This is a genomic window from Streptomyces sp. NPDC006384, assembly GCF_042870695.1.
In the GTDB taxonomy this organism is placed as follows: Bacteria; Actinomycetota; Actinomycetes; order Streptomycetales; family Streptomycetaceae; genus Streptomyces.
Window position 1 is genome coordinate 130,445 of sequence record NZ_JBIAHR010000014.1, and the last position, 25,734, is coordinate 156,178.

The 25,734-nt window shown below is 71.4% G+C and carries 27 protein-coding genes; 23 read left to right on the top strand and 4 right to left on the bottom strand.

Annotated features, from left to right (window positions below; all coding sequences use genetic code 11):
• The first annotated feature begins 1 nt into the window (after window position 1).
• The 13 genes from rpsE (at window position 2) to truA (ending at window position 8,824) form a co-directional block, all read left to right on the top strand.
• Window positions 2–607: a 30S ribosomal protein S5 gene (gene rpsE, locus ACFYOJ_RS20820; protein WP_324936594.1), complete on the top strand. Its 606-nt coding sequence runs from the start codon at window positions 2–4 to the stop codon at window positions 605–607.
• Between the two features lie 2 nt (window positions 608–609).
• Complete coding sequence (gene rpmD / locus ACFYOJ_RS20825; RefSeq protein ID WP_004927226.1) at window positions 610–792, top strand: 50S ribosomal protein L30; 183 nt, start codon at window positions 610–612, stop codon at window positions 790–792.
• A gap of 2 nt (window positions 793–794) precedes the next feature.
• A complete protein-coding gene (gene rplO, locus ACFYOJ_RS20830; protein WP_327184613.1) occupies window positions 795–1,250 on the top strand; it encodes a 50S ribosomal protein L15 in 456 nt (151 codons plus the stop codon).
• A gap of 242 nt (window positions 1,251–1,492) precedes the next feature.
• Window positions 1,493–2,806 carry a preprotein translocase subunit SecY gene (gene secY, locus ACFYOJ_RS20835; protein ID WP_356552687.1) on the top strand — a complete coding sequence of 438 codons (1,314 nt, stop codon included), beginning with the start codon at window positions 1,493–1,495 and terminating at the stop codon, window positions 2,804–2,806.
• On the top strand, window positions 2,806–3,459 hold the full coding sequence (locus tag ACFYOJ_RS20840) for an adenylate kinase (protein ID WP_356552685.1): 654 nt from the start codon (window positions 2,806–2,808) through the stop codon (window positions 3,457–3,459). The genes secY and ACFYOJ_RS20840 overlap by 1 nt, the downstream gene beginning before the upstream one ends.
• Before the next feature lie 152 nt (window positions 3,460–3,611).
• Window positions 3,612–4,448, top strand: coding sequence for a type I methionyl aminopeptidase (gene map / locus ACFYOJ_RS20845; RefSeq protein WP_356552684.1), 837 nt, complete (start codon window positions 3,612–3,614; stop codon window positions 4,446–4,448).
• A gap of 149 nt (window positions 4,449–4,597) precedes the next feature.
• Window positions 4,598–4,819: a translation initiation factor IF-1 gene (infA, locus tag ACFYOJ_RS20850; RefSeq protein ID WP_003948620.1), complete on the top strand. Its 222-nt coding sequence runs from the start codon at window positions 4,598–4,600 to the stop codon at window positions 4,817–4,819.
• Window positions 4,820–4,882: 63 nt separating this feature from the next.
• Window positions 4,883–4,996 carry a 50S ribosomal protein L36 gene (gene rpmJ / locus ACFYOJ_RS20855; protein WP_003974245.1) on the top strand — a complete coding sequence of 38 codons (114 nt, stop codon included), beginning with the start codon at window positions 4,883–4,885 and terminating at the stop codon, window positions 4,994–4,996.
• A 188-nt stretch (window positions 4,997–5,184) separates the two neighbouring features.
• Window positions 5,185–5,565, top strand: a complete 381-nt coding sequence (gene rpsM, locus ACFYOJ_RS20860) for a 30S ribosomal protein S13 (RefSeq protein ID WP_006130767.1) — start codon at window positions 5,185–5,187, stop codon at window positions 5,563–5,565.
• Window positions 5,566–5,631: 66 nt separating this feature from the next.
• Window positions 5,632–6,036, top strand: coding sequence for a 30S ribosomal protein S11 (gene rpsK, locus ACFYOJ_RS20865; RefSeq protein ID WP_003956432.1), 405 nt, complete (start codon window positions 5,632–5,634; stop codon window positions 6,034–6,036).
• A gap of 214 nt (window positions 6,037–6,250) precedes the next feature.
• Window positions 6,251–7,273, top strand: coding sequence for a DNA-directed RNA polymerase subunit alpha (locus ACFYOJ_RS20870; protein WP_003966937.1), 1,023 nt, complete (start codon window positions 6,251–6,253; stop codon window positions 7,271–7,273).
• A 124-nt stretch (window positions 7,274–7,397) separates the two neighbouring features.
• Complete coding sequence (rplQ, locus tag ACFYOJ_RS20875) at window positions 7,398–7,898, top strand: 50S ribosomal protein L17 (RefSeq protein ID WP_356552682.1); 501 nt, start codon at window positions 7,398–7,400, stop codon at window positions 7,896–7,898.
• Window positions 7,899–7,969: 71 nt separating this feature from the next.
• Entirely contained in the window at window positions 7,970–8,824 is an 855-nt protein-coding gene (gene truA / locus ACFYOJ_RS20880) for a tRNA pseudouridine(38-40) synthase TruA (protein ID WP_356552680.1), read from the top strand.
• A gap of 60 nt (window positions 8,825–8,884) precedes the next feature.
• Here the strand turns inward: truA and ACFYOJ_RS20885 are convergent, their stop codons facing one another.
• Entirely contained in the window at window positions 8,885–9,877 is a 993-nt protein-coding gene (locus tag ACFYOJ_RS20885) for a hypothetical protein (protein WP_356552678.1), read from the bottom strand.
• Between the two features lie 388 nt (window positions 9,878–10,265).
• Here ACFYOJ_RS20885 and ACFYOJ_RS20890 point away from each other — a divergent pair, with 388 nt between their 5' ends.
• The 4 genes from ACFYOJ_RS20890 to ACFYOJ_RS20905 are packed head-to-tail and all read left to right on the top strand — an operon-like array spanning window position 10,266 to window position 15,572.
• Complete coding sequence (locus tag ACFYOJ_RS20890; RefSeq protein WP_356552868.1) at window positions 10,266–12,530, top strand: HAMP domain-containing protein; 2,265 nt, start codon at window positions 10,266–10,268, stop codon at window positions 12,528–12,530.
• Between the two features lie 5 nt (window positions 12,531–12,535).
• Entirely contained in the window at window positions 12,536–13,987 is a 1,452-nt protein-coding gene (gene pgsB, locus ACFYOJ_RS20895) for a poly-gamma-glutamate synthase PgsB (protein ID WP_356552677.1), read from the top strand.
• Entirely contained in the window at window positions 13,984–14,466 is a 483-nt protein-coding gene (locus ACFYOJ_RS20900; protein ID WP_356552676.1) for a poly-gamma-glutamate biosynthesis protein PgsC/CapC, read from the top strand. The genes pgsB and ACFYOJ_RS20900 overlap by 4 nt, the downstream gene beginning before the upstream one ends.
• Before the next feature lie 53 nt (window positions 14,467–14,519).
• Window positions 14,520–15,572 carry a hypothetical protein gene (locus ACFYOJ_RS20905; RefSeq protein ID WP_356552866.1) on the top strand — a complete coding sequence of 351 codons (1,053 nt, stop codon included), beginning with the start codon at window positions 14,520–14,522 and terminating at the stop codon, window positions 15,570–15,572.
• Between the two features lie 61 nt (window positions 15,573–15,633).
• Here the strand turns inward: ACFYOJ_RS20905 and ACFYOJ_RS20910 are convergent, their stop codons facing one another.
• On the bottom strand, window positions 15,634–16,533 hold the full coding sequence (locus ACFYOJ_RS20910; RefSeq protein ID WP_356552674.1) for a hypothetical protein: 900 nt from the start codon (window positions 16,531–16,533) through the stop codon (window positions 15,634–15,636).
• Between the two features lie 74 nt (window positions 16,534–16,607).
• On the opposite strand from ACFYOJ_RS20910, the gene ACFYOJ_RS20915 reads away from it, so the two are divergent.
• The 4 genes from ACFYOJ_RS20915 to glmM all read left to right on the top strand — a co-directional run bounded on the left by ACFYOJ_RS20915 (window position 16,608) and on the right by glmM (window position 20,690).
• Complete coding sequence (locus tag ACFYOJ_RS20915; RefSeq protein WP_356552673.1) at window positions 16,608–17,813, top strand: glycosyltransferase 87 family protein; 1,206 nt, start codon at window positions 16,608–16,610, stop codon at window positions 17,811–17,813.
• Window positions 17,814–18,019: 206 nt separating this feature from the next.
• Window positions 18,020–18,463, top strand: a complete 444-nt coding sequence (gene rplM, locus ACFYOJ_RS20920) for a 50S ribosomal protein L13 (protein ID WP_356197797.1) — start codon at window positions 18,020–18,022, stop codon at window positions 18,461–18,463.
• A gap of 42 nt (window positions 18,464–18,505) precedes the next feature.
• Window positions 18,506–19,018, top strand: coding sequence for a 30S ribosomal protein S9 (rpsI, locus tag ACFYOJ_RS20925; RefSeq protein ID WP_161162943.1), 513 nt, complete (start codon window positions 18,506–18,508; stop codon window positions 19,016–19,018).
• 313 nt (window positions 19,019–19,331) lie between these two features.
• The gene (glmM, locus tag ACFYOJ_RS20930; protein WP_356552670.1) at window positions 19,332–20,690 is read left to right on the top strand and encodes a phosphoglucosamine mutase; all 1,359 of its coding nucleotides are present in this window, start codon (window positions 19,332–19,334) and stop codon (window positions 20,688–20,690) included.
• Window positions 20,691–20,746: 56 nt separating this feature from the next.
• Here glmM and ACFYOJ_RS20935 read toward each other — a convergent pair whose 3' ends face one another.
• Both ACFYOJ_RS20935 and coaA read right to left on the bottom strand, forming a co-directional pair.
• A complete protein-coding gene (locus ACFYOJ_RS20935; protein ID WP_356552668.1) occupies window positions 20,747–21,694 on the bottom strand; it encodes a DUF389 domain-containing protein in 948 nt (315 codons plus the stop codon).
• Between the two features lie 32 nt (window positions 21,695–21,726).
• Complete coding sequence (gene coaA / locus ACFYOJ_RS20940; RefSeq protein ID WP_356552864.1) at window positions 21,727–22,695, bottom strand: type I pantothenate kinase; 969 nt, start codon at window positions 22,693–22,695, stop codon at window positions 21,727–21,729.
• Between the two features lie 260 nt (window positions 22,696–22,955).
• Between coaA and ACFYOJ_RS20945 the strand changes: the two genes are divergently transcribed.
• Window positions 22,956–23,756, top strand: a complete 801-nt coding sequence (locus ACFYOJ_RS20945) for a hypothetical protein (protein WP_356552666.1) — start codon at window positions 22,956–22,958, stop codon at window positions 23,754–23,756.
• A gap of 129 nt (window positions 23,757–23,885) precedes the next feature.
• Window positions 23,886–25,733, top strand: coding sequence for a glutamine--fructose-6-phosphate transaminase (isomerizing) (gene glmS, locus ACFYOJ_RS20950; protein WP_356552665.1), 1,848 nt, complete (start codon window positions 23,886–23,888; stop codon window positions 25,731–25,733).
• Window position 25,734 lies beyond the last annotated feature (1 nt).

The following is a 25,734-nucleotide window of genomic DNA, read 5'->3' on the forward strand; positions in this document are numbered from 1 at the left end:
AATGGCTGGACCCCAGCGCCGCGGAAGCGGTGCCGGTGGCGGCGAGCGGCGGGACCGGAAGGGCCGTGACGGCGGCGCTGCTGCCGCCGAGAAGACCGCGTACGTTGAGCGCGTTGTCGCGATCAACCGCGTCGCCAAGGTTGTGAAGGGTGGTCGTCGCTTCAGCTTCACCGCGCTGGTCGTGGTGGGCGACGGTGACGGCACCGTGGGCGTCGGATACGGCAAGGCCAAGGAGGTGCCGGCCGCCATCGCCAAGGGTGTTGAGGAGGCCAAGAAGCACTTCTTCAAGGTCCCCCGCATCCAGGGCACCATCCCGCACCCCATCCAGGGTGAGAAGGCTGCCGGCGTCGTGCTGCTCAAGCCCGCGTCCCCGGGTACCGGTGTGATCGCCGGTGGTCCGGTGCGCGCCGTGCTCGAGTGCGCCGGTATCCACGACGTGCTGTCGAAGTCGCTCGGCTCCGACAACGCGATCAACATCGTGCACGCGACCGTGGCGGCCCTCAAGGGCCTGCAGCGTCCCGAGGAGATCGCGGCCCGCCGCGGTCTGCCGCTCGAGGACGTCGCCCCCGCGGCTCTGCTGCGTGCGCGTGCCGGGGCGGGTGCGTAATCATGGCGCAGCTCAGGATTACGCAGGTCAAGTCCTACATCGGCAGCAAGCAGAACCACCGCGACACCCTGCGCTCCCTTGGTCTCAAGGGCATCAACACGCAGGTCGTCAAGGAGGACCGTCCCGAGTTCCGCGGCATGGTGCACACCGTCCGCCACCTCGTGACGGTCGAGGAGGTCGACTGATCATGGCGGAGAGCAACCCGCTCAAGATCCACAACCTCCGTCCCGCCCCGGGCGCCAAGACCGCGAAGACCCGTGTCGGTCGTGGTGAGGCGTCGAAGGGTAAGACGGCCGGTCGTGGTACCAAGGGCACCAAGGCCCGTTACCAGGTTCCGGAGCGCTTCGAGGGTGGCCAGATGCCCCTCCACATGCGTCTCCCGAAGCTGAAGGGCTTCAAGAACCCGTTCAAGACCGAGTTCCAGGTCGTGAACCTCGACAAGCTGGCCGCGCTGTACCCCGAGGGTGGCGAGGTCACCGTCGAGGGCCTCGTGGCCAAGGGTGCCGTTCGCAAGAACAGCCTCGTCAAGGTCCTCGGCCAGGGCGAGATCTCCGTGGCGCTGCAGGTGACGGTCGACGCCGTCTCCGGCTCCGCCAAGGAGAAGATCACCGCCGCCGGCGGTACCGTCACCGAGCTCGTCTGAACCCTTCAGGCGTCTCGATGACTTGAGCGATCCCGACCGGGGATACCCCACAAAATGGGGTATCCCCGGTCGGTCGTTCCAAGGGCAGTGGTGCCGCCGGTAAGGTGGCCTGCGCTGTCCTCTTTCACGGGTGCCACACATGAGGCACTCTGAACGGCAGTTGACCGTTATCCCCTTAGTCGTCAGTCGAACCTCAAGACCGTCACCCTTGACGCAGAAGCGCGGGGGTCGCAGGAGGCACCGTGCTCACCGCGTTCGCCCGGGCGTTCAAGACGCCCGACCTGCGCAAGAAGCTGCTCTTCACGCTCGGCATCATCGTGGTGTACCGACTCGGTACCCACATCCCGATCCCCGGCGTCGACTACAAGAGTGTCCAGGAGTGTGTGGACCAGGCGTCGGGCAACCAGGGCCTCTTCGGTCTGGTCAACATGTTCAGCGGTGGCGCCCTGCTGCAGATCACGGTCTTCGCGCTCGGCATCATGCCGTACATCACGGCGAGCATCATTCTGCAGCTGCTGACCGTGGTGATCCCGCGCCTGGAAGCCCTCAAGAAGGAGGGCCAGGCGGGTACGGCGAAGATCACGCAGTACACCCGCTACCTGACCATCGCGCTCGCGATCCTGCAGGGCACCGGCCTGGTGGCCACCGCCCGCAGCGGCGCCCTCTTCTCCGGCTGCACCGTCGCCGGCCAGATCGTGCCGGACCGCTCGATCTTCGCCACGATCGTCATGGTGATCTGCATGACCGCCGGCACGGCCCTCGTCATGTGGCTCGGCGAGCTCATCACCGACCGCGGTGTCGGCAACGGCATGTCGATCCTGATGTTCATCTCGATCGCCGCGACCTTCCCGTCCGCCCTGTGGGCCATCAAGACCGGTGGCGAGCTGGCGGACGGCTGGATCGAGTTCGGCACGGTCATGATCGTCGGTTTCGTCATGGTCGGCCTGGTGGTCTTCGTGGAGCAGGCCCAGCGCCGTATCCCCGTCCAGTACGCGAAGCGCATGATCGGCCGCCGTTCCTACGGGGGCACGTCGACGTACATCCCGCTCAAGGTGAACCAGGCGGGTGTGATCCCTGTCATCTTCGCCTCGTCGCTGCTCTACATCCCGGCGCTGATCGTCCAGTTCTCGAACTCGACGGCGGGCTGGGCCACCTGGGTCACGAAGAACCTCGCGGACACCGCGGCGACGCCGCACATCATCCTGTACTTCTTCCTGATCGTCTTCTTCGCCTTCTTCTACGTGGCCATCTCGTTCAACCCCGAGGAAGTCGCGGACAACATGAAGAAGTATGGTGGCTTCATCCCGGGCATCCGGGCTGGCCGACCGACCGCTGAGTATCTGAGCTACGTACTCAACCGGATCACCTGGCCGGGTTCGCTGTACTTGGGTCTGATTTCTCTCGTCCCGACAATGGCGTTGGCTGGTTTCGGGGCAAACCAGAACTTCCCGTTCGGCGGCACCAGCATCCTGATCATCGTGGGTGTGGGTCTCGAGACGGTGAAGCAGATCGAGAGCCAGCTCCAGCAGCGCAATTACGAAGGGTTCCTCCGCTGATGCGAATCGTCCTCGTCGGGCCGCCGGGCGCCGGAAAGGGAACGCAGGCCACCCGCCTTGCCGAGACGCTGCACATTCCGCACATCTCCACGGGCGACCTGTTTCGCGCGAACATCAGCCGGCAGACGGAGCTGGGCAAGCTCGCCAAGTCGTACATCGACGCCGGCAACCTCGTGCCGGACGAGGTCACCATCGCCATGGCGAAGGACCGGATGGAGCAGCCCGACGCCGCGGGCGGCTTCCTGCTGGACGGCTTCCCGCGTAACGTCTCGCAGGCCGAGGCTCTGGACGAGCTGCTCGTGACCGAGCGGATGAAGCTCGACGCGGTGCTGGACCTCGAGGCTCCCGAGGACGAGGTGGTCAAGCGGATCGCCGGCCGGCGCGTCTGCCGCAACAACTCGGCCCACGTCTTCCACGTGACGTACAACCCGCCGAAGCAGGAGGGCGTCTGTGACGTCTGCGGCGGCGAGCTGTACCAGCGGGGCGACGACTCCGAGGAGACGGTCCGCAAGCGGCTCGAGGTCTACCACACGCAGACCGAGCCGATCATCGACTACTACAAGGCGCAGGGCCTGGTCGTCACCATCTCCGCGATGGGACCGGTGGACGAGGTCACCGGCCGGGCGCTGGAGGCGCTGAAGCGCGGCGAGTAGTACTCATGCGTGGCTGCAGCCGCGGTTCCCTCCCGGGGGCCGCGGCTGCGGTGTGTCCGGGGCGGCGCGCAGGCCCGCGGTCCGCCGGTCCGGGCTGCCCGTATCGTTGAGTGAGTCCGTTTCCCCTCCGGTCCAGAAAGGCCGCAGCCCCCATGGTGCAGATCAAGAGCCCCGAGCAGATCGCCAAGATGCGTGAGGCGGGGTTGGTCGTGGCGGCCATCCACGCGGCCACGCGGGAGGCCGCCGTGCCCGGCGCCACCACCAAGGACCTGGACCAGGTCGCCCGCAAGGTGCTCGCGGAGCACGGCGCCAAGCCGAACTTCCTCGGTTACGGCGGTTTCCCCGCGACCATCTGCACGTCGGTGAACGAGGTCGTCGTCCACGGCATCCCCTCCGACGACGTCGTCCTCAAGGACGGGGACATCATCTCCATCGACTGCGGCGCGATCATCGACGGCTGGCACGGTGACGCCGCCTACACCGCCTTCGTCGGCTCCGGACACGCCCCCGAGCTGGTCGAGCTCTCCCGGGTGACCGAGGAGTCGATGTGGGCCGGCATCGCGGCGATGAAGCAGGGCAACCGGCTCGTCGACATCTCGCGGGCCGTCGAGACCTACATCCGCCGCCAGCCCAAGCCCGGCGGCGGCAAGTACGGGATCATCGAGGACTACGGCGGCCACGGCATCGGCACCGAGATGCACATGGACCCGCACCTGCTGAACTACGTCGACCGGCGCCGCGGCAAGGGCCCCAAGCTGGTGCCCGGCTTCTGCCTCGCGATCGAGCCGATGGTGTCCCTCGGCACCCCGAAGACCCAGGTCCTCCAGGACGAGTGGACCGTCATCACGACCGACGGCACCTGGTCGTCCCACTGGGAGCACTCGGTGGCGCTGACCGAGCAGGGCCCCCTGGTCCTGACGGCCCCCGACGGGGGCAGGGCGAAGCTCGCGGAGCTGGGCGTCACCGCGGCCCCGGACCCGCTGGCATGACGATCTACCCGGTGGGGCAGACTTCCTCGTTTCGCCTTTCCGGGGTTGCTGACGTAGACTGACTCGTCGGCTCCAGTGCACCCGTATGCCTGCATCAGCTCGCAGGGCGCAGGGGAGTCGATCAAGGTAGTCGATTCGAAGGGCGAAGCGTGGCCAAGAAGCAAGGTGCCATCGAGATCGAGGGCACTGTCGTCGAGTCTCTTCCGAACGCCATGTTCAAGGTCGAGCTCCAGAACGGCCACCAGGTCCTGGCACACATCAGCGGCAAGATGCGCATGCACTACATCCGCATCCTCCCTGACGACCGGGTCGTGGTGGAGCTGTCTCCGTACGACCTGACGCGTGGCCGGATCGTCTACCGGTACAAGTAGATCTTGCCCACGCCCTGCGGACTCCGCGGGGCCGCCGGCAACTGACCCGGAGAACCTCACCCCATGAAGGTCAAGCCGAGCGTCAAGAAGATCTGCGACAAGTGCAGGGTGATCCGCCGTCACGGTCGGGTCATGGTCATCTGCGACAACCCGCGCCACAAGCAGCGCCAGGGCTGACGCACGACCGTTCCCTCCGCGATTCGCATGACTTCGCGCGACGTGAGCTGAACATGTTCATACGCAGGACCCGGGCACCCAGGTGTCCGACACCCCCGGTTCGGAGGCCGGGGACCCGGTTCGTACCTGATACGGCGGCCGGGGACCGGTTCTGTGGAAGACCTCCGACAATCAACTGGAGCCATTGAATGGCACGCGTTTCCGGTGTTGACATCCCGCGCGAAAAGCGCGTGGAGATCGCCCTCACCTACGTGTTCGGCATCGGCCGGACCCTTTCGCAGCAGACGCTGGCCGCCACCGGCGTCGACCCGAACACCCGCGTTCGCGACCTGACCGAAGAGCAGCTCGTCGCGATCCGCGAGTACGTCGACAACAACATCAAGACCGAGGGTGACCTCCGTCGCGAGATCCAGGCCGACATCCGCCGCAAGGTCGAGATCGGCACGTACCAGGGTCTGCGTCACCGCCGCGGCCTGCCCGTCCGCGGTCAGCGCACCAGCACGAACGCCCGCACCCGCAAGGGCCCGCGTCGCGCCATCGCCGGTAAGAAGAAGCCGGGCAAGAAGTAGTCCGCAGCGGACTCGCCGTCCAGCGGTCTTCGCTGTAGGACCGACCACCTCCCGTAGGAGAACGACATGCCCCCCAAGGGACGTCAGGGCGCTGCCAAGAAGGTGCGCCGCAAGGAAAAGAAGAACGTCGCTCACGGCCACGCGCACATCAAGAGCACGTTCAACAACACCATCGTTTCGATCACGGACCCGTCCGGCAACGTGATCTCCTGGGCCTCCGCCGGCCACGTCGGCTTCAAGGGCTCCCGGAAGTCCACGCCGTTCGCCGCGCAGATGGCCGCCGAGTCGGCTGCCCGCCGCGCTCAGGAGCACGGCATGCGCAAGGTCGACGTGTTCGTCAAGGGCCCGGGTTCCGGTCGTGAGACCGCCATCCGCTCCCTGCAGGCGACCGGCCTCGAGGTCGGCTCCATCCAGGACGTCACGCCCACCCCGCACAACGGCTGCCGTCCGCCGAAGCGTCGTCGCGTCTGACGCTCGGCACGGCGGACCGGCCTCCGGCTGGGGGTGTGGGGGTCGTCCCCCACATGTCGCAGTACGGCTGCCGTCCGCCGAAGCGTCGTCGCGTCTGACCTCGCTTCGCCAGGGATTTCCGGGCGGTACGGCTCCTTCGGGTCGTGCCGCCCGTACCCTTGCAGTACAGAGTCGGGCGTCATATAGCGGGCGCCCCTGACTGAAGGATCACCACATGCTGATCGCTCAGCGTCCCTCGTTGACCGAAGAGGTCGTCGACGAGTTCCGCTCCCGGTTCGTCATCGAGCCGCTGGAGCCGGGCTTCGGCTACACCCTCGGCAACTCCCTCCGCCGCACCCTCCTCTCGTCGATCCCCGGCGCTGCTGTGACCAGCATCCGCATCGACGGTGTCCTGCACGAGTTCACCACCGTGCCGGGCGTCAAGGAGGACGTCACCGACCTGATCCTCAACATCAAGCAGCTGGTCGTCTCCTCGGAGCACGACGAGCCGGTCGTGATGTACCTGCGCAAGCAGGGCCCGGGTCTGGTCACCGCCGCCGACATCGCGCCCCCGGCCGGTGTCGAGGTGCACAACCCCGACCTCGTCCTCGCCACGCTCAACGGCAAGGGCAAGCTGGAGATGGAGCTGACCGTCGAGCGCGGTCGCGGCTACGTCTCCGCCGTGCAGAACAAGCAGGTGGGCCAGGAGATCGGCCGTATCCCGGTCGACTCGATCTACTCGCCGGTCCTCAAGGTCACGTACAAGGTCGAGGCCACGCGTGTCGAGCAGCGCACCGACTTCGACAAGCTGATCGTCGACGTCGAGACCAAGCAGGCGATGCGTCCGCGTGACGCCATGGCCTCCGCGGGCAAGACCCTGGTCGAGCTGTTCGGTCTCGCCCGCGAGCTGAACATCGACGCCGAGGGCATCGACATGGGTCCGTCCCCGACGGACGCCGCGCTCGCCGCCGACCTGGCGCTGCCGATCGAGGAGCTCGAGCTCACGGTCCGCTCGTACAACTGCCTCAAGCGCGAGGGCATCCACTCCGTGGGTGAGCTCGTCGCCCGCTCCGAGGCCGACCTGCTGGACATCCGCAACTTCGGTGCGAAGTCCATCGACGAGGTCAAGGCGAAGCTGGCCGGCATGGGCCTCGCGCTCAAGGACAGCCCGCCCGGATTCGACCCGACCGCCGCCGCGGACGCCTTCGGCGCCGACGACGACGCGGACGCGGGCTTCGTCGAGACCGAGCAGTACTGAGCGCTCGGGTTCGCCGACACCTCCCCGCGCCCCTCGGGGCGCGGGGTCTCCGACGGGCGACCGCCCGCTCGGATACTGACCCCGGTACCTGATACGGCCGGGGCAGACACCTAGGAGAGACATCATGCCGAAGCCCGCCAAGGGTGCCCGTCTGGGCGGCAGCGCCGCGCACGAGAAGCTGCTCCTCGCGAACCTCGCGAAGTCGCTCTTCGAGCACGGCAGGATCACGACCACCGAGGCGAAGGCGCGCCGTCTGCGTCCGTACGCCGAGCGTCTGGTCACCAAGGCGAAGAAGGGCGACCTTCACAACCGCCGTCAGGTGCTCCAGGTCATCACGGACAAGAGCGTCGTCCACACGCTCTTCACCGAGATCGGCCCCCGGTACGAGAACCGTCCCGGTGGCTACACCCGGATCACCAAGATCGGCAACCGCCGTGGCGACAACGCGCCCATGGCCGTCATCGAGCTGGTCGAGGCGCTGACCGTGGCGCAGCAGGCCACCGGTGAGGCCGAGGCCGCGACGAAGCGTGCGGTCAAGGAAGACGCCCTCAAGAAGGACGAGGCCGTCGAGGCCAAGTCCGACGAGGCTGCCGAGGCTCCCGCCGAGGAGTCGAAGGACGCCTGAGGCTCTGTCTCGCAGTGAACGGGTCCGCCCCTGGGGGCGGGCCCGTTCCGCGTTCCTGAGAGGATCCAGGAGTGAGTGACGAAGTACGGGCCGGCCGTGTCCGGGTGCGCCTCGACCTTTCCTACGACGGCACCGAGTTCTCCGGCTGGGCCAAGCAGGCCGGCGGGCGGCGGACGGTGCAGGGGGAGATCGAGGACGCGCTGCGGACGGTCACGCGGTCCCGTGAGACGTACGAGCTGACCGTGGCGGGGCGGACCGACGCCGGGGTGCACGCCAGGGGGCAGGTCGCCCACGTCGACCTGGAGCGCGAGGTCTGGGCCGAGCACCGCGGCAAGCTGCTCAAGCGGCTCGCCGGACGGCTGCCCCGGGACGTGCGGGTGTGGGCCCTCCGGGAGGCGCCCGCCGGTTTCGACGCCCGGTTCTCGGCGATCTGGCGGCGCTACGCCTACCGCGTCACCGACAACCCCGGCGGCGTCGACCCGCTGCTGCGCGGGCACGTCCTGTGGCACGACTGGCCGCTCGACGTGGACGCCATGAACGAGGCCGCCCGGGGACTGCTCGGGGAGCACGACTTCGCCGCCTACTGCAAGAAGCGCGAGGGGGCCACCACCATCCGGACGCTGCAGGAGCTGAGCCTGGTGCGGGGGGAGGACGGGATCATCACCGCCACCGTGCGGGCCGACGCCTTCTGCCACAACATGGTCCGCTCCCTGATCGGGGCGCTGCTGTTCGTCGGCGACGGCCACCGCCCGCCCGGCTGGCCCGCCGAGGTGCTCGCCGCCGGTGTCCGGGACTCCGCCGTGCACGTCGTACGGCCGCACGGGCTGACGCTGGAGGAGGTCGGCTACCCGGCGGACGAGCTGCTGGCCGCGCGGAACAAGGAGGCCCGCAACCGGCGGACCCTGCCGGGGGCCGGCTGCTGCTGAGCGGGCGGACGTGCGCGCCGCCGCCGGCTCGCCCGGACGTCCGTTCGCCCGGCCGCTCGTTCAGTTCTTCGCCCAGGCGCTGAGCAGGCCGGCCACGGCGTCCGCGGCCTCGTCGGTGTCGGGTCCGTCGCCCCGGGCGCCGGGCGCCAGCTCCAGGTGGACGAAGGCCGCCTCCTCCCGCAGGGCCGCCCTTCCCTGGACGTTCGTCGTGCCCTCCAGCGGGCAGCGCGCGGACCAGCCGCGGCAGACTCGCAGCCCCTTCGCCTCCATCCGGTCGGCCAGGGCGGACACCTCCCCGGGGGCGCTCCCGGCGGCGCCGGTGGACAGGACGGCGTCGTAGCGGTCCGTGGTGGACTCGGCGAAACCGTGCAGCTGGATGCCGGGCACACCGCGCTTCTGGAGCTCCAGGACGATGCCGTGGAAGGCGCTGTCCTCGCGGTGGGCGACGTCGGCGGCCCCGTGCCCGGCCCGGCGGTGGGCGCCGGCCAGGACCAGTGCGCCGCCCGGAGCCCTCTCCAGCAGGCGCACGCCCAGCTCCTCGGTGTCCCGGTCGGCGACCGGGTGCGGCACCTGCGCGCTCCAGCGGAGGGGGGCGTCCGCGGACAGGTACAGCCGGCCCCACCGGGCGCTCGTACCGGGGCCGGTGGCCGCGACCTCGTCGTAACGGCGGCCGGACCCGGTGTCGGTGAGGCGGGTGACGCCGAGGCCGAGCGGGGCGAGCAGCCGTTCGGCCTCGCGCGCGTCCCCCTCCAGCAGGCTCCCGACCCCCTCGGCCAGCCGGGCGCGCTGCTCGTCGTCGGGCGGTGAGTAGGGGCCGTCGGGGTCCAGGTCCTCCGTGTACGACAGGACGCGGGCGCGCAGGTCGGCCGACTCACGGGCCTTCGGCTGCGAGGCGCGCGGGGAGGCCGTGGAGGACGCGCCGGAGGCCGTCCCGGAGGACTCCTCGGAGAGCGTCCGGCACCCGGACAGCACCAGGAGGACGCCGATGAGGCAGAAGACGCGCGCAAGTAACTGACTGGTAATGACAAAGTCAGTGCGAGTTCCGAGGCTCATGTGAACGTGCTCCGGTGACATTACGTGAGCCTTTCCGTGCAGGTTGTACCGGGCCGGTCCCGGCCGCCGTCGCCTCCGTGGCCACCGCGTGCGCCTTCGGGCCCGTGGCGCCGGGCGGTGGTGCGCGCACCGTAGCCGCCGCGGGTGACGTGCTCGCGGCCCGGCGGCGACGGCCCGGTATCGCTGTCACCGAAGGACAGGGCGGAGCCACCGCCGGTTCCGCGGCGGGGCCACGCCACGACGGCGTTCGCCCACTGTTCACATGACGGTGTCGCACGACCGCGACCGCGGGACGCCCCGCGGCGACCAGGGAGGCCGACCGGTGACGACGAGTCGTGCCGCGGCCTTCGGGCGGAAGGTCCGGCGGCGCCGCCGCAGGCGGGCGGACATGCCCCTGCTGGGCGGCGTCCGCCCCCCGATCGCGGCGCTGTGCCTGCTGGTCGTCGCCCTGGCCGGGCTCACGGCGACGGTGCTCGGCCCTCGTGACCACGGGGCGGTGCCCGAGGCGGTGCTGTCCTCGCAGCGGCACTTCGCGGAGGACGCCGCCGTCGCGCTGCGCGCCTCGATCGACGAGCGGGTCACGGACCTGCGGCGCACCGCCGCCGCGTGGAACGCGCGGCGGCCCGGGGAGCCGGAGCGTGTCCTGTCCGACCTGGGCCGGACCTACCAGAAGTGGACCGGCACCACCGTGGTCGACGTGGAGAGCGGCGAGGTGCTCGCCGCACATGGCGAAAGGATTCCTCTCGGCTGGCTCGACGAGGACGTCCTCACCGGGGAACACGCCCTCGCCCCACGCATGGTGCGGCTGGAGACAGGGACCGTCCGCCTGATGACGATGGCCGCCCTCGACGGGAAGGACGGACGGCGGCAGCTGCTGATCGCGTCCGGCGGCCTGTCCGTGCCCGCCGTCGACCTGGGACCGGCACGCACCATGGCGGTCGTCACCCGGGACGGCGAGATCCTCGCGACCGAGGGCCTCGAGCGGCCCGGGGCCACCGGCTCCGGCCGGGAGCGCGCGGAACTCGCCTTCCTGCGCGGGCAGCTGTCGCGGCTCTCCGGCCTGGCCGCCGAACGGACCGGGGAGCACCCGGTCAGTGCCAGGGAACCGGGCTCGCGCGGTTATCCCGGAGTCAGCGGCGCCCTGCTGGGGGACGAACACGGCGGCCGGATCGTCACCGCCGGATACGCCTCTCTCGCCCCCTCCGCCTCCTTCTCCTTCGCTGCGGAGGGGAAGGACAGCGCCGCCGCGGGTCTCGGTCTCACGGTGGTGTCCCTGCTGCCCGTGGACCGGCAGCCGGATGCCGCGGACCCGGGCCGGGACCGGTACGGGCCGGTCGCGGCCGGGTCGCTGGTCGTGCTCGGGGCGGCCGCCGTGGCCGTGCTGTGGGCGGGCGTACAGCGTCCTGTGCTGCGGCTGTTCCTGGAGTCCCGCCGGCTCGCCCGCGGTGACCTCTCCCGGCCCGTCGCGGTGCCCCGCTGGGGCGAGGCCGCCCGGATCGGCGCCGCGCTGGAACGCGTGCGGGTCCGGCTCACCGGGGCCGGCGACGGCGAGGCGCCGGGCACCGGACGCGGCAGGGCCCGCCTCGGCGTACGGGTGCCGCTGGCGGTGGCCGCCGTTCTGCTGCTGCTGTGGTGCGCGCCCGTCGGCCTGCTGCTGCATCGCACCGACGGCTCGACGGACGTGCCCGCCACCCTCGTCGACGACCAGCGCGACCGCACCGGACTGATCGCCGACCGCGTCCGCCGGGCGCTCGACGAGGCCCGGACGGACCTCCTCCCGGCCTCCCGGATGATCGGCACCGGCGATCCCGCCACCGCCGGGAAGCTGCTGACGGACGTCCTGGAGACGCACCCCCGCTACCGGGCGCTGTACGTCGTGGACGCCGACGGCGAGATCGCTGCCCGCGCCGGGGGAGACCCGCACGGCTGGGACGGCGACGCGGACCTGCCCCCGGTCCGCCTCTCGGGCGAGGGCGGCAGGAGGCCGGTGATCCAGGCCGGCGTCCCCCTGCCGGGGCGCGAGGGCGCCACGCTGGTCGGCGAGGTCCGGGTGGAGTTCCTCAACGCGCTGCTGGACCGGCCCGGACTCGGCGAGGTCCGCGTGGTGGACGCCGGCGCGCGGACCGTCGCCGCCGACCATGGCTACCTGGCCTTCGAGGAGCTGCCCGACGGCGCCCTGAGGGACCTGGTCCGCGCGAGCGACGTGCGGGCCGGCACCGCCCGTGCCGCGAACGGACTGCTCGTCCGGGACGGCGACGACGTCACCGTGGCCGCCGCGGCTCCCTTCTCCGGCGGCGGCGCCTCCTCCGGCCTCGGCTGGACCGTGGTCAGCGGACAGGACGCCGGCCGTCTCGCGCTCGCCGCCTACGAGCGCGAGAACCGCAGCGTCCTCCTCGGGATGCTCGGCCTCACCGCGGCCGTCGTCTGCCTGGGCTGGATGTACCTGGTCGTCGTCCGGCCGCTGAGGGCTCTGGCCGACGGTGCCGAGGCACTCGCCGACGGAGACCTCAGGACCGTGCACCACCCCCGCTACCACGACGAGGTCGGAGCCGTCGCCCGCAGCCTCGAACTGCTCCGCCGGCAGCTGCGGGCCCGCCGGCACGACCAGTCCCGCCGGCCCGCCGGGACCCTGACCGGCGCCGGAGGAAGGTGACCCCCGTGCTCTACCTGTACGTCGTCCTGCTGACCGGCAGCCTCTTCCTGCTCGTAGCGGGCATCGTGGAGCAGCGCCGCCACTACGCGGCACTGCACTCCGTCCCCGCCCGCGTGCTGGTCAACGGCATCCGCGGCAAGTCCTCCATCACCCGGCTGTGCGCGGGCGCGCTGCGCGGCGGCGGTCTGGTCACCGTCGCCAAGACGACCGGCACGGCGGCGCGCTTCATCCACCCCGACGCCACCGAGGAGCCGGTCCACCGCAAGTTCGGCATCGCCAACGTCGTCGAGCAGATCGGCATCGTCCGCCGTGCCGCGGCCTACCGCCCCGACGCCCTGGTCATCGAGTGCATGGCCGTCATGCCGGCCCTCCAGGAGGTCAACCAGAGCAAGCTGATCCGCTCCACGATCGGCGTGCTGTGCAACGTCCGCGAGGACCACCTCGCCGAGATGGGGCCCACCCTGGACGACGTGGCCCGCTCGCTGTGCCGCTCGATGCCGGAGAACGGCATCTGCGTCACCGCCGAGAAGGAACGCCTCGCCATCCTCCAGGAGGAGGCCGACGCCCGTAACTGCCGGCTGATCCGCGTCGACCCGGACACGGTCACCGACGAGGAGCTGCGCGGCTTCGGCTGGTTCACCTTCAAGGAGAACGTCGCGATCGCCCTGGCCGTCGCCGAACTGCTGGGCGTGGAGCGGCAGGTGGCCCTCCAGGGCATGTACGACGCCCCGCCGGACCCGGGCGTGCTCTCCGTGCAGCGCCATGTGGCCCCCGGGGGCAAGCGGTTCGCCTTCGCCAACGTCTTCGCGGCCAACGACCCCGAGTCGACGCTGATGAACATCAACCAGCTGCTCGGCCTCGGCGCCGTCCGCCGCCCGCTCAACATCGTGATCAACTGCCGCCCGGACCGCGTCGAGCGCAACGGCCAGATGGGCGGGATCGTCGCCGAGCTGGACCCGGAGAACGTCTTCGTCATCGGCCACCCCTCCAGGAGCGCCCTCGACGCCGTCCCGGCCCGGTGGCGCGACCGCGCGGTCGACCTCGGCGGCGAACGGCGGCCCGCCGACGAGTTCGTGCCGGCCCTGCTCGACCGCATGAGCGACGGCTCCTCCCTGGTCGCCGTCGGCAACATCCACGGCCAGGGCGAGGAGCTCCTGGAGTACCTGGCCGCGCTCCCGGCCGACGACACCACGCCCGCCCCCGCCGCGCCGGACCCGGACCCCGGCCTCGACCCCGACCCGGACCCGGACGGGGACGGGGAACGCCACCAGGCCGCGCGGAGCCCGAGAACCCCGGTGGTCCGCATCCCGGCCCAGCAGACGGGACCGCGGGGCCAGCGGCGCGGTGAGCACGAACCGAAGTACGCCCCCGTCCCGCGCCCCCGGCCGCCCCACCGCGGGACGCACGACGACCCCCACGGCGGAACCCCCCGCCCACCAGCCCGGAGACCCCGTTGACCACCGCCGCCCTCACCCCCGAGATGGCCGCCCTCGGCATCGCCATAGGCCTGTTCTTCTCGCTGCTGTGCTACCTCACCACCAACCTGTCGCCCGGCGGCATGATCACCCCGGGCTGGATCGCGCTGACCCTCGTCGAGGACCTCCAGCGCGCGGCCATGATGGTGGGCGTCACCGCGCTGACCTACGCGGGCACCAGGGTCGTGCAGCGGCTGGTGATCCTCTACGGCAAGCGGCTGTTCGCCGCGGTCGTCCTGCTGGGCGTGCTGCTCCAGGCCACGGTCATGATCGTGCTGTCGATCGAGTTCCCGCTGATGTACGGCAACGAGACCCTCGGCTTCATCGTGCCCGGCCTGATCGCGTACCAGATGGTGCGCCAGCCGAAGGGCGCCACCCTGCTGGCCACGGGCACCGTCTCGCTCCTGGCCTACGTCGTCGTCGCCGGCGGCCTGCTGCTCGGCGTCGTGCCCGCCGTCTGAGAACCGTACGAGACCCGAGGGAGAACCGAGTGGGAACCGAGGAGGAGCGGATCATGGCGGCGAGGACCAGAGGGAAGCCGCGTCCGGCCGTCCCGGGCCTCGTGGTGCTCGTGCTCGTCGCGGTCTCCGGCTTCCTGACCCTGGAGCTGCGCGGGCGGGAGGTCACGGGCGTCACGGAGGTCCGGAGCGCCGGCGTCCTGGACGGGACCCACGCCCTCGGCGGCGCCCCCGAGAACGGGGGCGGGCAGCGCTGGTCCCGGCTGGAGAACCCCGCGCGCTCCGTGCTGCGCGACGCGGACGGCCGGGTCAGGGCCGTGCTCACCGACGGGACGCGCACCGCCGTCCTGACCGGACCGGTGCGCACCTTCGCCGAGCCCGCCACGACCTCCTCCCGGGTCTCCACCACGGACTGGGTCCGGCTCCTGCCCCGGCCCTGGCGGAAGGGCGCCGAGAAGGAGCGGTGGTTCACGCGCTGGTACGCCCGGTACGGGGACAGCACGGAGGACGACCTGTTCGCCTTCGCCTTCCAGTACGTGACGGGCGCCCCGCGGAAGAAGGACGGGCGGGGCGCCGTCCCCGCCGGCGCCGAGGACGGCGGGCCGCGCCCGGAGCGGTCCGGCTTCTACGACTGCCTCGGCGTCCCGTACCGGTTCCGCGACGGTTCGGCCGGCAGGCCGAAGACCCCGCGCGCCCGATCCCTGGACCACGCGGGCTTCATCCGCACGGTGTTCGGCCACCGCGCCCGCTACCCGCTGCTGCCCACCGACACCGGCACCGGCGGCCTGCCGTGCACCGCCGACGCCATGGCCCGCTCCGGGGAGGGCGTCGACGTCCTCCCGCCGACCGGGGCCGGGCCGGACCACCGGCCGCTCGCCATCGACCGGCTCCAGCCCGGCGACCTCGTCTTCTTCGCGCGCGACCCGCGCACCGGGGAGCGGCTGGACCACGTGGGCATGGTGCTGGGCCATGACACCGAGGGCCACCTGGTCTTCGTGTCCAGCCGACAGGAGGCCGACGGGCCGACCATCGGCGATGTGGGCGGCGCGTCCCGCCTCGACGGCAACGGCTCCTACGCCAGGGCACTGCGCAGCGCCAAGCGGCTGTGACGGGAGGCGGCGGCCGGCCTCCCGGGGGCGGCCTCCCGCGGTCGGCCCCGGGGCCCCGCGGTCAGCCCCCGGCCGTGGCCGCCGCCGAAGCCTGGGTCTCGCCGCGCCCGCGGATCTGCCGGAAGGCGAACTCGCCCAGATCGTCGCCGGCCCGGAAGACGTCCGTGGACTTCTCCGTCACGTCCCTGCCGTCGGTGAAGCCGGCGACCGTGAAGTAGGCGTAACGGCCGTAGGAGTTGGTGGTGGAGCGGCAGACCGCGCCCGTGCAGAACGGCTTCACGCCGCCGCCGGACAGGGAACGCACGATGCTCTTCGTGTCGGTCTCGCCCTTGGCCTCCAGGGCCTGCTTCTCCTCGTCGAAGACGGCGACCCCGACCGTCACCGCGATGTCGTCCCGGGTGTAGGTGACGCGGATCAGCCGGGTGCAGCCGTTGTCGGTGAGGACCTTCGGCAGGGTGGCCTGGGCGGCGGAGGCGCAGGCGCGGGTGTCGGCGGACGGGCCCTTCTTGTACACGGCGTCACCCATGGTCAGCCGCGCGCCGGGGAAGAGGAGGTCCGGGCCGAGCGGGGCCTTGTCCTTCTCGGCGCTGGAGACGAAGTCCTTCGGGTCCAGCGGCGGCGGGGCGCTGGTCGGCGCGAAGGAGGGGGGCGCGGCCGACCGGCTGGGTATGTCCGCGCTCGACGGCAGCTGCGAGGAGGGCGTGTCCGCGGCCTGCCTGGAGCCGTTCGCGGAGACCACGGCCACGGCCACGGCGCCGGCGATCGCCACGGTGGCCAGCGCGCCGCCGCCGATGAGCAGCAGCCGGCGACGCTTGGTACGGGCCTCCGAGGCCTCGGCCAGGGCGGCCCAGTCAGGGGAGTCGCCACCGCCGCCGTTCCAGGGCTGCTGTTGCGGCTGCTGCTGCGACTGCGGTGTCCAGGGATCCCACTGCGACTGAGGTCCCCCCTGCCCAAAGCTCATGGGCCGCATCTTAGACGGGCCCACAGGCGTGCTGGTGCGCCTCGACAGGGGCCGCAGCGCCTAGCGTTCCCCTCATGCGGACGGGCAAAAACGACATCTCCGGATGGTTGGTGCGGCCCGCGGGCCGGCACGCGTGGACGGTGCTCGTGGCGGTGCTGGGAGCCGTGGCGCTGAGCGCGGCCCGGGCCGCCCCGGACGGGGGGATGGACAACGCGATCGTCGTGCGGGCCGCCCGGACCTGGCTGGCCGGCGGCTCCCCGTACGACGACCCGCACTTCCTGTATCTGCCGAGCGCCGTCCTGGCCGCCGTGCCGCAGGCGCTGCTGCCCGGGGCCGTGCTGCGGGTGCTGGTGCCGTTCGCGGTGACGGCGCTGCTGGCGCTGGGCTGGGGCTGCGCGCTGCGGCTGCACCGGGTGCCGCTCGGCAGCCGCCTCGCCGTCCTCGGCCTGACCGGGCTCGCGGCGGGCTTCGCGCCGTTCGGGCATCTGGTGCGGCTCGGCAACTGGACGGTGACGGCGGCGGTCGCCCTGCCGCTGTGCCTGCTGCTGGCGAGCCGGGGCCGGTGGACGGCGGCGGGGGCCGTGATCGGCGTGGCGGTGGCGCTCAAGCCGCTGCTGGCGCCGGTGGCCCTGCTGTTCGTGTTCGCCGGGCGCCGGCGGGCCCTGGCGGCGGCCGTCCTGGTGCCCGCGCTGGCCTCCGGCGCGGCGGCGCTGGCGATGCCCGACCCGGCCGGCTTCCTCACCCGCACCCTGCCGTTCCTGCTCCACGGCGACGACGGGTTCGTGCGGCTCTACGAGGCGTCCCCGGCGGCCGTACTGCCCCGGCTCGGGGTCCCCGGGCCGCTCGCGCAGGCGGCCGCGGTGGCGGGGGCCGGGGCCGGGGCGCTCTGCGCGTACCTGCGCTGGCGCCGCGCCGACGACGGCCCGCTGCGGTACGCGGAGACCGGCGCCGGCCTGATGCTCTCGGCGTTCCTCGTCTCCAGGCCGTCGTACGACCACTACCTGCTGGTCGCGGTGCCGCTGCTGCTCGCCGGGCTGCCGTACGCCGGGGCGGTGGCCCGGGGGCCCTGGTTCTGGATCGCCCTGGTGCCCCAGGCGCCCGGTCTGACCTGGCCCTGGCTGGAGACGGTGCGGCAGCGGGCCTTCAAGGACGCCTTCACCCTGTGCGTCCTGGCGGTGGCCGTGGCGCGGCGGTCCCGGGACGTGTGCCTCCCGGGCGGGGAGCGCCGCGGCGGTGAGGAGGCGCCGGGGGCCGCGCGGACGCCCGCGGCTCCGTTTTGACCCCGCTGGGGCACCCCGGGTACGCTGCACAGTCGTATGTGTATTGGCTTGCTCATTCTCACGTGAGGGGCCCTTACACCGGTCGACCGGGACCGATGACCAGCGACCGGCACGCGGTTTGCGTCACCGCAGTGCGGTCAGGGCTGTCGTGATCGTCTTCGGTGACCTGTCAGGACCATTCACTGAAGAAGCGAAGGCTACGAACCGTGCGTACGTACAGCCCCAAGCCCGGCGATGTGACGCGCCAGTGGCACGTCATCGACGCTCAGGACGTCGTCCTGGGTCGTCTGGCCTCCACCGCCGCCTCCATCCTCCGTGGCAAGCACAAGGCGATCTACGCGCCTCACGTCGACACCGGTGACTTCGTCATCATCATCAACGCCGACAAGGTGCACCTCTCCGGCAACAAGCGGACCCAGAAGATGGCGTACCGCCACTCCGGCTACCCGGGCGGTCTGCGCTCGGTGCGCTACGACGAGCTGCTGGAGAAGAACCCGGAGAAGGCCATCGAGAAGGCCGTCAAGGGCATGCTCCCCAAGAACACGCTGGGCCGTCAGATGCTCTCGAAGCTGAAGGTCTACAAGGGTGACCAGCACCCGCACGGCGCGCAGCAGCCGCAGCCGTTCGAGATCACCCAGGTCGCGCAGTAAGTCCGGCCACCCCCTAAGACTGAAGAGAATCTGAGGAGCATCGTGGCCGAGACCACTGCCGAGCAGCCGATCGAAGAGATCGACATCGAGAGCTACACCACCGAGTCCGAGGTCCCCGTCGAGGGCGAGTACACCTCGGAGTCGATGGCGTCCCGCTTCGGCGAGCCCCAGCCGGCCGCCGGCCTGGGCCGTCGCAAGAACGCCATCGCCCGTGTCCGGATCGTCCCGGGCACCGGCAAGTGGAAGATCAACGGTCGCACCCTCGAGGACTACTTCCCGAACAAGGTGCACCAGCAGGAAGTCAACGAGCCCTTCAAGGTGCTCGAGCTCGAGGGCCGTTACGACGTCATCGCCCGCATCGCCGGTGGCGGCGTCTCCGGTCAGGCCGGTGCGCTCCGTCTCGGTGTCGCCCGCGCGCTGAACGAGGCCGACGTGGACAACAACCGCGGCCCGCTGAAGAAGGCCGGCTTCCTCAAGCGCGACGACCGTGCGGTCGAGCGCAAGAAGGCCGGTCTGAAGAAGGCCCGCAAGGCTCCGCAGTACAGCAAGCGCTAAACACGCCCGGCTGTACTCCGAACGCCCCGGCGGCACGCCACTGTGCTTCCGGGGCGTTCGTGTATCTCCGCCGTTGGGCGTATAACGGCACAAGACGTTGAAGCGCTCAAACGCTGAGACTTTCAAGCGCTGATTCGTTCAGACGTCGAGATGCTCAGGTGCTCAGACGTTCTGATGTTCAGTTGTTCAAAGGCTTGTGTGATCGGATGGCCGGGGTGTGGCGGTGTGACGCGTGCCCCTGGCCGCGGGAGCCGGCGGTGCGGACCGCACCGGACGACCGGCTCCCTGAATTGACGTTTCCTCAGGAGGACAAGTGGGACGACTCTTCGGCACGGACGGCGTGCGCGGTGTCGCCAACGCGGATCTGACGGCCGAGCTGGCGCTCGGTCTCTCCGTCGCCGCGGCGCACGTACTGGCCGAGGCGGGCACCTTCGCCGGACACCGGCCGACCGCCGTGGTCGGCCGTGACCCGCGCGCCTCCGGGGAGTTCCTGGAGGCCGCCGTGGTCGCGGGTCTGGCCAGCGCCGGCGTGGACGTACTGCGGGTCGGCGTGCTGCCGACGCCCGCCGTGGCCCACCTCACCGGCGCGCTCGGCGCCGACCTCGGCGTGATGCTCTCCGCGAGCCACAACGCCATGCCCGACAACGGCATCAAGTTCTTCGCCCGCGGCGGCCACAAGCTCGCCGACGAGCTGGAGGACCGGATCGAGGCCCTCTACACCGAGCACGGCACCGGCACCCCCTGGGACCGGCCGACCGGCGCCGGCGTCGGCCGCGTCCGCACCTACGACGAGGGCCTCGACCAGTACGTCGCCCACCTCGTCGGCGTCCTCCCGAACCGTCTCGACGGGCTGAAGATCGTCCTGGACGAGGCGCACGGAGCGGCCCACCGGGTCTCGCCCGAGGCGTTCGCGCGGGCCGGCGCCGAGGTCGTCACCATCGGCGCGGTGCCGGACGGCCTCAACATCAACGACGGCTGCGGCTCCACCCACCTCGACCTGCTCAAGGCCGCCGTCGTCGAGCACGGCGCCGACCTGGGCATCGCCCACGACGGCGACGCCGACCGCTGCCTGGCCGTGGACCACACCGGCGAGGAGGTGGACGGCGACCAGATCCTCGCCGTGCTCGCGCTGGCGATGCGGGAGCGGGACGCGCTGCGCGAGGACACCGTCGTCGCCACCGTCATGTCCAACCTGGGCTTCAAGCTCGCCATGGAGCGCGAGGGCATCCGCTTCGTGCAGACCGGTGTCGGTGACCGGTACGTCCTGGAGGAGATGAAGGAGCACGGCTACGCCCTCGGCGGCGAGCAGTCCGGCCACGTCATCATCCTCGACCACGCCACCACCGGCGACGGCACGCTGACCGGCCTGATGCTGGCGGCGCGGGTCGCCCAGACCGGCCGTACGCTGCGGGACCTCGCGTCCGTCATGGAGCGGCTGCCGCAGGTGCTGATCAACGTCCCGGACGTGGACAAGACGCGGGTGAAGACCTCCCCCGAGCTGACGGCCGCCGTCGCGGAGGCCGAGCGGGAGCTCGGCAGCACGGGGCGGGTGCTGCTGCGCCCCTCGGGCACGGAGCCGCTCGTGCGGGTCATGGTCGAGGCGGCCGACATCGAGCAGGCCCGGTCCGTCGCCGGGCGGCTGGCCGACGTGGTGAAGTCGGCGCTGGGGTAGTTCTCGGCGCCGGGCCGGGCCGGCCCGGCGCCGCCGGGCGACCGTGCGGCCGTTCGTCAGGAGTTCTCCGGCTTGGTGAGTCGTGAGCGCTGGGTCGCCCACAGGGCCTTCTGGGCGAGCAGGGTCAGGGTGCCGGCCACGACGATGCCGGCCAGGTTCAGCAGGAGCTGTTCGCTGGAGCCCACCGTCTGCTTCGTGTCGCCGAAGCTCAGGGCCACGGCCGCGTTCGCCGCGGCCGGGACCGTGGTGACGGAGATGGCGACGCCGACCAGGGCGCCGGACTTGGCGGAGGTGAGGGAGAGCACGCCCGCGATCCCGGCGAGGACCGCCACCACGAGGGAGAAGGCGTCGGGGGCGTAGACGAAGCCGGTGTTGGGCCGCTCGCCCTCCAGCATGCCCTCGCTGAACAGGCCGAACCCGGCCATGACCCGGCTGAAGACCACCGTCACCGTCATCGCCACCGCGAAGCCCACCAGCAGCGCGAGCGCCGAGCGCATCGCGAGCCGCGGCGCCCGCTGCACGATCGCGGTGCAGATGCCGGCCAGCGGACCGAACTCCGGGCCGACCGCCATCGCCCCCACGATCAGGACGGCGTTGTCGAGCACCACACCGCAGGCCGCGATCATCGTGGCGAGGGTGATGAAGGCGACGTAGGTGATGGAGAGGGTCGACTCCTCGTGGGTCGCCTCCTCCAGCTGCTCCCACAGCACGGCGTCGGCCGGCTCGCCCGGGGCGGCCTTCTCCGCCTCGTCGGCGCGTCTGGACAGCGACAGGTCGATGCTCTCGGCGGTGATGGCACCGCAGTCGTCGATGCCCAGCGCCCGGAGCCGGTTGATGAGTTCGTCCCCCGACTCGCGGGCCACGTCGCACATGACGACGTCGCCCTCCGGATCGCGGGCGGCACCGGGGAGCACGACGAGGTGAGCGGTGCCCACCGTCCGGTCGATCAGGCGGACCACCTCGTCGGTCCGGTCGGCCGGGGTGAGCAGGCGCAGATGCAGCATCCGGTATTTCTACCGGTCCCGGGCTCCGGTCGTCACAGTTTGCGCAGGCTCAGGCGCTGCACCTTGTGGTCCGGCCCCTTGCGCAGGATCAGCGTGGCCCGGCCCCGGGTGGGCGCCACGTTCTCCACCAGGTTCGGTTTGTTGATGGTGCGCCAGGTGGTGCGGGCGTAGTCGAGGGCCTCCTCCTCGGAGACCTGGGTGTACTTGCGGAAGTACGAGGACGGGTTCTGGAAGGCGGTCGCGCGCAGCTTGCGGAAGCGGCTGAGGTACCAGCGCTCGATGTCCTCGGCGCGGGCGTCGACGTACACGCTGAAGTCGAAGTAGTCGGCGAGGCCGACCCTGGTGCGGCCGTCCTTGCCGGGCAGCGCGGGCTGCAGCACGTTGAGGCCCTCGACGATCAGGATGTCGGGGCGGCGGACGACGAGCCGCTCGCCGGGGACGATGTCGTAGATGAGGTGCGAGTAGACGGGGGCGGTCACCTCGGCCTTGCCCGCCTTGACGTCGGCGACGAACCGGGTCAGCGCCCGGCGGTCGTACGACTCGGGGAAACCTTTCCGCGACATCAGGCCGCGGGCCTCCAGCTCCCTCGTGGGCAGCAGGAAACCGTCGGTCGTGACCAGCTCCACGCGCGGATGCTCGGGCCAGCGGGACAGCAGCGCCTGCAGGAGGCGGGCGACGGTGGACTTGCCGACGGCGACCGAGCCGGCGACCCCTATGACGAAGGGGGTGCCGGACTGGGAGCCCTGTTCGCCGAGGAACGTGTTCAGCGCGCCGCGCAGGCCGTCGGTGGCGCCGACGTAGAGATTGAGCAGCCGGGACAGCGGGAGGTAGATGTCCCGCACCTCGTCGAGGTCGATGACGTCGCCGAGACCGCGCAGCTTCTCCACCTCCTCGGCGGTCAGCGGCAGCGGCGTCTTGTCACGCAGCGCACTCCACTCGGTGCGGGTGAGGTCGACGTAGGGAGTCGCCTCCGGCCTGTGCCGGTGGGCGCTCGAGGGCATCGAGGGGGCCGGAGAGATCACATTCCATTGTTAACGGAGTTCGAACAGGGCGGCAGGTGTGCTGCGTCACGCCGGACCGCGCTCCGCGACCGCGCTCCGTGATCGTGTTCCGCGACCGCGCTCCGCGGACCATGATCACGTCGGCGTCACATTCGGGTACCGGGTGATGCCGAAATGATCAACCGACGATCACCCGTGAGTACAGTGCGCGCGAAACACGCGGAGCTCCTCCGCGTTCCTGGCAGAAAGAGTCACCCCACGTGAGAACGACCGCTGTGCGCCGTACCGCCCTGGCGGCCACCGGCGCCGCCCTGGCACTCCTCGTCACCGCCTGCGGCGGCTCCTCCGACGACGGCGGCGACAAGACCGGTGACGGCGACAAGGCCGGCGGCGGCAAGAACGCCTCCGCCCCCGCGGCCCCGGCCGCCGCAGAGGCGCTGACCGCCGCCGAGCTGGAGAAGGCCGTCCTGGCCCAGGCCGACGTCAAGAACGGCAAGGTCACCCCGGCCCTCCCGACGGACGACATCGCGCAGGACAAGGTGCAGGCCGACAACCAGGCGTGCCGGCCGCTCGCCCTCGCCCAGACCGGCGTCGCCGCGGGCGAGCCGGCGGCCACGGTGAAGCGGTCCTGGACGGAGGAGCCGAAGAAACCGGCCGCGGGCGACGTGTCCGAGGAGGCCCTCGCCGGCGCGTTCGACGTGGACAAGATGCTGGTGACGCTGGCCTCCTACGAGGACGGCGGCGCCGAGGCGGTCGTCAAGGACCTGAAGGCGTCCGCCGGCACGTGCGCCGGCGGCTTCCCCTACACCGCGGCCGGCAACAAGGCCAGGATCTCCAAGGTGACCGAGACCGAGGCGCCCGGCGGCGCCGACGAGGCGGTCGCGCTGACGCTGACCGTGACCGGCGACGAGGGGGACGACTTCCCGGTCAAGGTCCTCGTCGGCCGCAAGGGCTCCACCGTCGCCTCCTTCGTCGTCCTCAACTTCGCCTCGGCCGCCTCGGGCGAGGACTTCCCGTTCCCCACGGAGATCAGCGACGCCCAGCTCGCCAAGCTGAGCTGACCGGCGGACACGACCGGTCACCGGACCGACGGAAAATTCCCACCGGGGTGTGCGTACCCCGGTGGGAATTTCCGATTTCGGGCACGCGACGGCGGGTTAGTGATCGAAACTGACCGTAGGCTGCCGGTTATGTGCGGAATCGTGGGATACGTGGGATCGCAGCCGGCACTCGACGTCGTGGTGGCCGGACTCAAGCGGCTGGAGTACCGGGGATACGACTCGGCGGGCGTCGCCGTGCTCGCGGACGGCGGACTCGCCGCCGCCAAGCGCGCCGGCAAGCTCGTCAACCTGGACAAGGAACTGTCCGAACACCCGCTGCCGTCCGCCACGACCGGCATCGGCCACACCCGCTGGGCCACGCACGGCGGACCCACCGACGCCAACGCCCACCCGCACCTCGACAACGCCGGCCGGGTGGCCGTCGTCCACAACGGCATCATCGAGAACTTCGCCGGACTGCGGGCCGAGCTGGAGGAGCGCGGCCACCGACTGGCCTCCGAGACCGACACCGAGGTCGTCGCCCACCTGCTCGCCGAGGAGTACTCCGCCTGCGCCGACCTCGCCGAGGCGATGCGGCTGGTGTGCCGCCGGCTGGAGGGCGCGTTCACGCTGGTCGCGGTGCACGCGGACGAGCCGGACGTGGTCGTGGGCGCCCGGCGCAACTCGCCGCTCGTGGTGGGCGTCGGGGACGGCGAGTCCTTCCTCGCCTCCGACGTCGCCGCCTTCATCGCCCACACCCGGGACGCCGTCGAGCTGGGCCAGGACCAGGTCGTCGAGCTGCGCCCCGGCGGCGTGACCGTCACCGGCTTCGACGGCAGCCCCGCGGACGTGCGCGCCTACCACGTCGACTGGGACGCCGCCGCCGCCGAGAAGGGCGGCTACGCCTCCTTCATGCTCAAGGAGATCGCCGAGCAGCCCAAGGCGGTCGCCGACACCCTCCTGGGCCGCATCGACGGCTCCGGCACGCTGAGCCTGGACGAGGTGCGCATCCCCGCCGGAGTGCTCCGCGAGACCGACAAGGTCGTCGTCGTCGCCTGCGGCACGGCCTACCACGCCGGGCTGATCGCCAAGTACGCCATCGAGCACTGGACCCGTATCCCCTGCGAGGTGGAGCTGGCCAGCGAGTTCCGCTACCGCGACCCCATCCTCGACCGGCAGACCCTGGTCATCGCCATCTCCCAGTCCGGCGAGACCATGGACACCCTCATGGCCCTGCGCCACGCCCGCGAACAGGGCGCCAAGGTGCTGGCCATCTGCAACACCAACGGCTCGACCATCCCGCGCGAGTCCGACGCCGTGCTCTACACCCACGCCGGCCCGGAGGTCGCCGTCGCCTCGACGAAGGCCTTCCTCACCCAGCTGGTGGCCTGCTACCTCGTCGCCCTCTGGCTCGGCCAGGTGCGCGGCACCAAGTTCGGCGACGAGATCCGCGACGTCGTCCGCGACCTCTCCCACGTCTCCGGCGCGGTCGAGCGGGTCCTGGAGACCATGGAGCCGGTACGGGAGCTGGCGCGCTCGCTCGCCCACAAGAACACGGTGCTGTTCCTGGGCCGGCACGTCGGGCACCCGGTCGCGCTGGAGGGCGCCCTCAAGCTCAAGGAGCTGGCGTACATGCACGCCGAGGGCTTCGCGGCGGGCGAGCTCAAGCACGGGCCGATCGCCCTGATCGAGGAGGACCTGCCGGTCGTCGTGATCGTGCCCTCCCCGCGCGGCCGCTCCGTGCTCCACGACAAGATCGTGTCCAACATCCAGGAGATCCGGGCCCGGGGCGCGCGGACCGTCGTCATCGCCGAGGAGGGCGACGAGTCGGTCGTCCCCTACGCCGACCACCTCGTCCGGATCCCCGCCACGCCGACGCTGCTCCAGCCGCTGGTGGCGACGGTGCCGCTGCAGGTCTTCGCCTGCGAACTGGCCACGGCCCGCGGCAACGAGGTGGACCAGCCGCGGAACCTGGCCAAGTCGGTGACGGTGGAGTGAC